Genomic DNA, 7,509 nt, shown 5'->3' on the forward strand with positions numbered 1-7,509 from the left:
GGGCAAGACCATCACCACCATCGAGGGCCTGGCGCACGACGGCAAGCTGCACCCGATGCAGGAAGCTTTCCGCGACAATCACGGCCTGCAGTGCGGTTTCTGCACGCCCGGCATGATCATGACCGCGGTCGACATGGTCCACCGCAAGGGCCACGACCTGTCGGAGCAGACGATCCGCGAGGAGCTCGAGGGCAACCTCTGTCGCTGCACCGGCTATCACAACATCGTCCAGTCGATCGCCGCCGGTGCCAAGGCGATGGCGAAATCCGACCTGGCATAATTGTCGTTGCCGCGCGCCGCGCGGCCGGGGATATTCAATGTACGAATTCAAATATCATCGCCCGGGAACGGTCCGGCAGGCGGCCAATCTGCTGACCAAGAACGAGGATGCCAAGCTGATCGCCGGCGGCCATACCTTGATCCCCGTGATGAAGCAGCGGCTGGCGAGCCCGCCGCATCTGGTCGATCTCTCCCACATCGAGGGGCTCGATGCGATCGAGGTGAAGGGCCGCTCGCTGGTGATCGGTGCGACCGCGAGGCATGTCGACGTCGCGACCTCGCCGACGGTGGGCGAGGCGATCCCGGCGTTGGCCGAGCTTGCGAGCCAGATCGGCGACCCCGCCGTGCGGCACAAGGGCACCATCGGCGGCTCGCTCGCCAACAACGACCCGACCGCCGACTATCCTGCCGCCGTGCTGGCGCTCGGCGCCACCATCGTTACCAACAAGCGCCGGCTCAAGGCCGAGGAATATTTCCAGGGACTGTTCTCGACCGCGCTCGAGAACGACGAGATCATCACCAGGGTCATGTTCCCGCTGCCGAAGAAGGCGGCCTACATCAAGTTCCGCAACCAGGCCTCGCGTTATGCACTGGTCGGCGTGTTCGTCGCGCGGCGCCCGAGCGACGTCCGCGTCGCCGTGACCGGCGCGGGCTCCGACGGCGTATTCCGCGTCACCGCGTTCGAGGAGGCTCTGAAGAAGCGCTTCTCGCCCAAGGTGCTGGAAGGGATGACCGTGCCGGCGGAAGGGCTCAACAGCGACCTGCACGGCAGCGCCGAATACCGCGCGCACCTGATTGCGGTGCTGACGCGCCGCGCCGTCGAGGCCGCGAACGCCAAGCCTGAGGTGGACAGGCCTGACAGTGACAAGCCCGACGCCGACAAGGGTGATGCCGATTAGCGCCCGCCGCCCAGGATTGGCTCCCGCATGAGCACACCGGCCCTGCCTGCATCCGTCGATGCGATGCTCGAGCTGCTGGCGTCGCGCGGCTACCTCGCCGAGCGTGCGCTCGCGACCGTGACCTACCTCGCCCTGCGCATGGGCCGGCCGCTGTTCCTGGAGGGCGAGGCCGGCGTCGGCAAGACCGAGATCGCCAAGGTGCTGGCCGCCGCGCTCGGGCGCAAGCTGATCCGCCTGCAATGCTACGAAGGCCTCGACGTCGCCTCCGCGGTCTACGAATGGAACAGCGCGGCGCAGATGATCTCGATCCGCCTGTCGGAAGCCGCCGGCGAGACCGACCGCGAGCAGCTCGCCGCCGACATCTTCGCCGACCGTTATCTGATCAAGCGGCCGCTGCTGCAGGCGCTGGAGCCCGATGTCGCGGGTCCCCCCGTGCTGCTGATCGACGAGCTCGACCGCGCCGACGAGGCGTTCGAGGCGTATCTGCTGGAAATCCTCTCCGACTTCCAGGTCACGATCCCCGAATTCGGCACCGTCAGGGCGCCGCATCCGCCGATCGTGATCATCACCTCCAACCGCACCCGCGAGATCCACGACGCGCTGAAGCGGCGCTGCCTCTACCATTGGGTCGACTATCCCTCGGCCGAGCGTGAGCTGGCGATCGTCAAGTCGCGCCTGCCGGGCATCTCGGCAAGGCTGTCGCAGCAGGTGGTGCGCTTCGTGCAGGCGCTGCGCGAGCAGGATTTCTACAAGTCGCCGGGCGTCGCCGAAACGCTCGACTGGGCGACGGCCCTGAGCGAGCTCGACGCGCGGTCGCTGACGCCGCAGGTGGTCGGCGACACGCTCGGTGCGCTCCTGAAATACCAGGACGACATCGTCCGCATGCAGGGCGAGAGCCTGCAAAAAGTGATCAAGGACGCGACGAGCGAGAATTAGCTTGGTCATTCCGGGCGCGACCCCCGGGTCCGCGCAAAGCGCCGCCCGATGGCAGGCTCCGCGCGAGCCCGGAATCCATGACCACAGCCGGTGATTATGATTCCGGGGCCTGCGCCTTGCGGCGCATCCCGGAATGACGACTGAGAATGTGATACCTATGCCCATCAACCACCTCGATCCACCGACCGGCAACATCGCCGACAACGTCATCGGCTTCGCCCGCGCGTTGCGCGCGGCGGGGCTTCCGGTCGGTCCCGGCGCGGTGATCGACGCCATGGCCGCGTTGCAGGCCATCGACATCGGCAAGCGTGCCGAGGTCTTCACCGCGCTGGAGGCCGTGTTCGTCAAGCGCCACGAGCATGCGCTGATCTTCCGGCAGGCCTTCGACCTGTTCTTCCGCGCCTCCGAGGAATGGAAGCACATGCTGGATTCGGTGCCGCTGCCGGACCATGCCAAGAAGAAGCCGCCGCCAGCCGCGCGCCGGGTGCAGGAGGCCTTCGCCCAGCCCTCGACGACGGAGGCGCCGCAGGCCGAACAGCAGGAATTGCGGCTGTCGGTCTCCGACAAGGAGATCCTGCAGAAGAAGGACTTTGCGCAGATGACCGCGGCCGAGATCGCCGGGGCGATGCGCGCGATCGCGCAGATGAAGCTGCCGCAGGCCGAGCTCGTCACCCGCCGCTACCAGCGCGATCCGCGGGGCCTGCGGCTCGACATGCGTCGCACCCTGCGCGGCTCGCTGCGCACCGGCGGCGAGATCATCGACCTCCACCGGCTCGGGCGGATCGAGAAGCCGGCGCCGATCGTGGCGCTGCTCGATATTTCCGGCTCGATGAGCGAATATACCCGCCTGTTCCTGCATTTCCTGCATGCCATCACCGATGCGCGCAAGCGCGTTTCGGTGTTCCTGTTCGGCACAAGGCTGACCAATGTGACGCGGGCGCTGCGGCAGCGCGACCCGGACGAGGCGCTGGCGAGCTGCTCGTCCTCAGTGGAGGACTGGGCCGGGGGCACGCGGATCGCCACCTCGCTGCACAGCTTCAACAAGCTGTGGGCGCGGCGCCTGCTCGGGCAGGGCGCGATCGTGCTCCTGATCTCCGACGGGCTGGAGCGCGAGGCCGACGCCAGGCTCGCCTTCGAGATGGATCGGCTGCACCGTTCCTGCCGCCGGCTGATCTGGCTCAACCCCCTGCTGCGGTACGGTGGCTTCGAGCCCAAGGCGCAGGGTATCAAAATGATGCTGCCGCACGTTGACGAATTTCGCCCGGTGCATAATTTGACGTCGATGGCGGAGCTGATCAGGGCGCTGTCGTCGCCGCTGCCGGTGCAGCACCGCAGCCATATCCGCTCCGTGGCCTGAAGGAGGCGTTCATGCTCAATCGCGACGAGGACATTCTGAAAGCGGCCGAGGACTGGAAGAAGGGCGGCCATGGCGTGGCGCTGGCGACCGTGGTGGAAACCTGGGGCTCGGCGCCGCGCCCGGCCGGCTCGAGCCTGGTCATCAATGATGACGGTACTTTTCTGGGCTCGGTCTCCGGCGGCTGCGTCGAGGGCGCGGTGGTCACCGAGGCCATGGACGTGATCGAATCGGGCCAACCCAAGATGCTGGAGTTCGGCGTCGCCGACGAGACCGCCTGGAATGTCGGCCTGTCCTGCGGCGGCACCATCCGCGTCTTCGTCGAGAAGGTGGCCTGACCGTGAAGCTCGAGACGCTTACCGAGTTGAATGCCGAGCGCGCCGCGCGGCGCCCCGCCATTGTCGTGACCGATGTCGCCAGCGGCGAGCAGCGGCTGGTGAAGCTGAAGGACTTCGCCGCCGATCCGCTGCGCGACGAGTTCGACAAGGCCCTGCGCATGGGCAAGAGCGGCATGGTCGAGGTTTCGGGGAAGAAACTGTTCCTCAACGTCTACGCCCCGACCGCCCGTCTCGTCGTGATCGGCGCGGTCCATATCAGCCAGGCCCTGGCGCCGATCGCGCAGGCGCTCGGCTATGACGTCACCATCGTCGACCCGCGCACGGCGTTCGCAAGCCCCGAACGCTTTCCCGACGTGCCGCTGATCGCGGAATGGCCGGACGTCGCGCTGCCGCCGCTCAACATCGACCCCTATACCGCCTTCGTGGCGCTGACCCACGATCCGAAGATCGACGATCCGGCGCTGCTGCACGCCTTCCAGTGCGACTGCTTCTATATCGGCGCGCTCGGCTCGCGGAAGACGCATGGCAAGCGCGGCGAGCGCCTGCGGGCGCAAGGCGCCAAGGATGCCGACATCGCGCGCATCCACGCGCCGATCGGGCTTGCGATCGGCGCCGTCTCGCCGTCGGAGATCGCGGTCTCGATCATGGCCGAGATCACCGCAGCGCTGCGGTTGCCCAGAGCCGAAAAAGAAGCGGCGGCATGAAGTTCGGTCCTGCCAGCCCGGCCGAGGCGATTGGCGGGGTCACCGTCCATACGCTCCGTCAGGGATCGCTGGTGCTCAAGAAGGGCACCACGATCGGTCCGGCCGAGGTGGCGGCGCTGACCAAGGCCGGGGTCAAGGACATCGTCGTGGTGCGGCTGGAGCAGGGCGACGTCTCCGAGGACACCGCCGCTGCTTCGATCGCCGCTTCCGTCACCGGCGAGGGCATCCATGTCGAGCGCGCGTTCACCGGCCGCGCCAATTTGTTTGCCGCACGCGCGGGCGTGCTGGTGATCGACCGCGCCGCGGTCGACCGCATCAATGCCGTCGACGAGGCGATCACCTTTGCGACCTTGCCGGCGTTCAAGCCGGTGGTCGAAGGCGAGATGATCGCGACCGTCAAGATCATTCCGTTCGGGGTCGAGGCCACGCTGCGCGACGCCGCGATCAAGGCCGCCGGGCGGGGCGTGCTGCGCGTCGCGCCCTACGCCATCAAGCGGGTGGGCGTGGTGTCGACGGTGCTGCCGGGGCTCGCGGCCAAGGTGATCGACAAGACGCTCCGCGTCACCGAGGAGCGGCTGGCGCCGGCCGGCGCCCGCATCATCGCCGAGCGCCGCGTGCCGCACGAGGAGGCCGCGCTCGCGGCCGCGATCGGCGAGGTGCTCGCGCTCGGCGCCGAGCTCGTCATCGTATTCGGAGCGTCCGCGATCGCCGACCGGCGCGACGTGATCCCGGCCGCGATCTCCGACATCGGCGGCGCCATCGAGCATTTCGGCATGCCCGTCGATCCCGGCAATCTGCTCCTGGTCGGCAACGCCAAGGGCGTGCCGGTCTTGGGTGCGCCGGGCTGCGCGCGCTCGCCGGTGGAAAACGGGTTTGACTGGGTGTTGATGCGCCTGCTCGCGGGCCTGAAGGTCAGCCGCGCCGATCTGATGGGCATGGGCGTCGGCGGCCTCCTGATGGAGATCGTCACCCGGCCGCAGCCGCGCGCCGAGCCGGAGGCCCAGGGCAATCGCGAGGTCGTGGCGATCATCCTCGCAGCCGGGCGCTCGACCCGGATGGGCGGCCCCAACAAGCTGCTCGCCGAGCTCGGCGGCAAGAAGCTGGTGCGGATCGCGGCCGAACAGGCGCTGGCCTCGAAGGCCTCCGAGGTCATCGTCGTCACCGGGCATCAGTCCGAGCTGGTCGAGCAGGCGCTGGCCGGGCTCAGGGTCAGGTTCGTTCGCAACCCCGATTTTGCCGGCGGGCTGGCCAGCTCGGTAAAGGCAGGCATTGCGGCGGTGCCGGCCGGTGCCGATGGTGCGATGGTCTGTCTCGGCGACATGCCACTGATCGACGCGCATCTGATCGACCGGCTGATCGAGGCCTTCGCGCCCGATCGCGGCAACCTGATCGTGGTGCCGGTGGCCGACGGCCGGCGCGGCAATCCGGTGCTGTGGTCGCGGCGCTTCTTCAAGGAGCTGATGACGCTCGACGGCGACATCGGTGCGCGCCATCTGATCGCCAGGCATGCGGAAGCCGTGGCCGAGGTCCCGGTCGAGGGGAACGGCGCCTTCCTCGACATCGACACGCCGCAGGCGCTGGAGGCCGCACGCAGCGGTTGAGCGCGTGCCGTCAGGGTGTCGTGCGCGAATAATTCAACCTCCGTTCACCAAGTCCTAACCTCCGTTCCGGTAGTTTTACGATCGCTGGCTTCGGGGGAGGGGACCTTGCTTTCCTGCAAAACTATGCGCGCTCGCGTCACGCTGCTGCTTGCTTCGATCCTGCTGCCGGTCGTGCCGGCGCCGTCACTGGCCGCAGGCGCGTTTGCAATGGGCAAATGCGGCGCCTACGGCCAAGCCTTCGACTATCCTGCCGAGAATGAGGCGCGCACAGCCGCGCTGAAGCAGTGCAAGGGCAACTGCATGGCCATCATCATGCGGCGCGCCTGCGCCGCGTTCGCGGTCGACATGGCCAATCCCTGCGGCGCCCACGGCTACGCGGTGCGGCAACGGATCTCCGCCTCGCTCAACGAAGCCACCCGCGAGTGCTACAAGTTCGGCGGCAAGGCCTGCGTGATCCGCGCCTGGGCCTGCGACGCCAAGGGGTGATTTCTTCCCAGAAGGACGTCATTAAGGGCCGGGCCCGGAATCCATAGCCACCGACAGTGCTTGTTTGACGCGCTGGTCGACATTTCTTCTCAACAATGTCGGCCTGTGGTTATGGATTGCGGGGTCGCGGCTTTTGTCGCGCCCGGGAATGACGCGTTGGAGAAATCATGCAGTTCGATACCAAGATCGCGATCGTGGTCCGCACCGATCTCGAAGCGTGGCAGAAGCTGAACGTCACTTCGTTCCTGGCCGGCGGCATTGCCGCCGCCTTTCCCGAATGTGTCGGCTCCCCCTACGAGGACGGTTCGGCCACGAAATATCTGCCACTGATCGGGCAGCCGATCCTGATCTATGGCGCCGACCGCGCCGCGCTCTCGCGCGCGCTCGACCGGGGGCTGTCGCGCAACGTCACGCCGGCTGTTTATACCGAGGATATGTTCAGGACCACCCATGACGAGGCCAACCGCGCCGCAGTGAAGGCGGTCGGCCGCGCCGATCTCAACCTCGTCGGCCTCGCCTTCCGCGCCGAGCGCAAGGTGATCGACAAGATCGTCGATGGGCTGAAGTTTCACAGCTAGCGGAGGCGGCGCCCGCCGCCGGTTGATCTGGATCAGCCTCGCGTCGCCGGCGGCTGGCACAGTCGCGGCATGATGGCGGCGACAGGATCGTTCTCCCAAGACGGGCTTCCCCGGCCTTGCCGCCGGGTCACGTTGAGACGCAGGTTGCCGCATGAGCGGAGAGAGGGACCATTCGCCGGCCGGAATTGGTCTTGACAATGACTGACTAGTCAGTCATATTTGATCTCAAACTGAACGAGGCAGGGGAAGCCGCTCATGGCGCCACGAAGCCACAAGACCGGAGAGGTGCGGACGGCAGGCGCCGATGCCCCACCGGGCCGATCGAAGCCGGCGT

The 7,509-nt window shown here is 67.4% G+C and carries 9 protein-coding genes; all 9 read left to right on the forward strand.

What is annotated here, in order from left to right; all coding sequences use genetic code 11:
* The coding region (locus tag JOY90_RS09325) for a (2Fe-2S)-binding protein (protein WP_291690849.1) at positions 1-280 on the forward strand (280 nt) is incomplete at its 5' end.
* A gap of 37 nt (positions 281-317) precedes the next feature.
* Positions 318-1,178 (forward strand): xanthine dehydrogenase family protein subunit M, encoded by an 861-nt coding sequence (locus JOY90_RS09330; RefSeq protein ID WP_291690850.1) that lies wholly within the window; start codon positions 318-320, stop codon positions 1,176-1,178.
* 27 nt (positions 1,179-1,205) lie between these two features.
* A complete protein-coding gene (locus JOY90_RS09335) occupies positions 1,206-2,114 on the forward strand; it encodes a MoxR family ATPase (protein WP_291690851.1) in 909 nt (302 codons plus the stop codon).
* A gap of 157 nt (positions 2,115-2,271) precedes the next feature.
* Positions 2,272-3,471, forward strand: coding sequence for a VWA domain-containing protein (locus tag JOY90_RS09340; protein WP_291690852.1), 1,200 nt, complete (start codon positions 2,272-2,274; stop codon positions 3,469-3,471).
* A gap of 11 nt (positions 3,472-3,482) precedes the next feature.
* Positions 3,483-3,806 (forward strand): XdhC family protein, encoded by a 324-nt coding sequence (locus JOY90_RS09345; protein ID WP_291690853.1) that lies wholly within the window; start codon positions 3,483-3,485, stop codon positions 3,804-3,806.
* 2 nt (positions 3,807-3,808) lie between these two features.
* Entirely contained in the window at positions 3,809-4,510 is a 702-nt protein-coding gene (locus tag JOY90_RS09350; RefSeq protein ID WP_291690854.1) for an XdhC family protein, read from the forward strand.
* On the forward strand, positions 4,507-6,111 hold the full coding sequence (locus JOY90_RS09355; protein WP_291690855.1) for a molybdopterin-binding/glycosyltransferase family 2 protein: 1,605 nt from the start codon (positions 4,507-4,509) through the stop codon (positions 6,109-6,111). Before JOY90_RS09350 ends, JOY90_RS09355 begins: the two co-directional genes overlap by 4 nt.
* Positions 6,112-6,234: 123 nt before the next feature.
* The gene (locus JOY90_RS09360) at positions 6,235-6,597 is read left to right on the forward strand and encodes a DUF4189 domain-containing protein (protein ID WP_291690857.1); all 363 of its coding nucleotides are present in this window, start codon (positions 6,235-6,237) and stop codon (positions 6,595-6,597) included.
* Positions 6,598-6,764: 167 nt separating this feature from the next.
* Positions 6,765-7,175: a DUF2000 family protein gene (locus JOY90_RS09365; protein WP_291690856.1), complete on the forward strand. Its 411-nt coding sequence runs from the start codon at positions 6,765-6,767 to the stop codon at positions 7,173-7,175.
* Positions 7,176-7,509 lie beyond the last annotated feature (334 nt).

The sequence above is a fragment of the Bradyrhizobium sp. genome (genome assembly GCF_019242285.1).
GTDB lineage: Bacteria > Pseudomonadota > Alphaproteobacteria > Rhizobiales > Xanthobacteraceae > Bradyrhizobium.

Bases quoted from the DNA above. Each gene is read 5' to 3' on its own strand.
- JOY90_RS09355 (WP_291690855.1), top strand. From the start codon at position 4,507: ATGAAGTTCGGTCCTGCCAGCCCGGCCGAGGCGATTGGCGGGGTCACC.
- JOY90_RS09360 (WP_291690857.1), top strand. From the start codon at position 6,235: ATGCGCGCTCGCGTCACGCTGCTGCTTGCTTCGATCCTGCTGCCGGTC.
- JOY90_RS09340 (WP_291690852.1), top strand. From the start codon at position 2,272: ATGCCCATCAACCACCTCGATCCACCGACCGGCAACATCGCCGACAAC.
- JOY90_RS09335 (WP_291690851.1), top strand. From the start codon at position 1,206: ATGAGCACACCGGCCCTGCCTGCATCCGTCGATGCGATGCTCGAGCTG.
- JOY90_RS09345 (WP_291690853.1), top strand. From the start codon at position 3,483: ATGCTCAATCGCGACGAGGACATTCTGAAAGCGGCCGAGGACTGGAAG.
- JOY90_RS09330 (WP_291690850.1), top strand. From the start codon at position 318: ATGTACGAATTCAAATATCATCGCCCGGGAACGGTCCGGCAGGCGGCC.
- JOY90_RS09365 (WP_291690856.1), top strand. From the start codon at position 6,765: ATGCAGTTCGATACCAAGATCGCGATCGTGGTCCGCACCGATCTCGAA.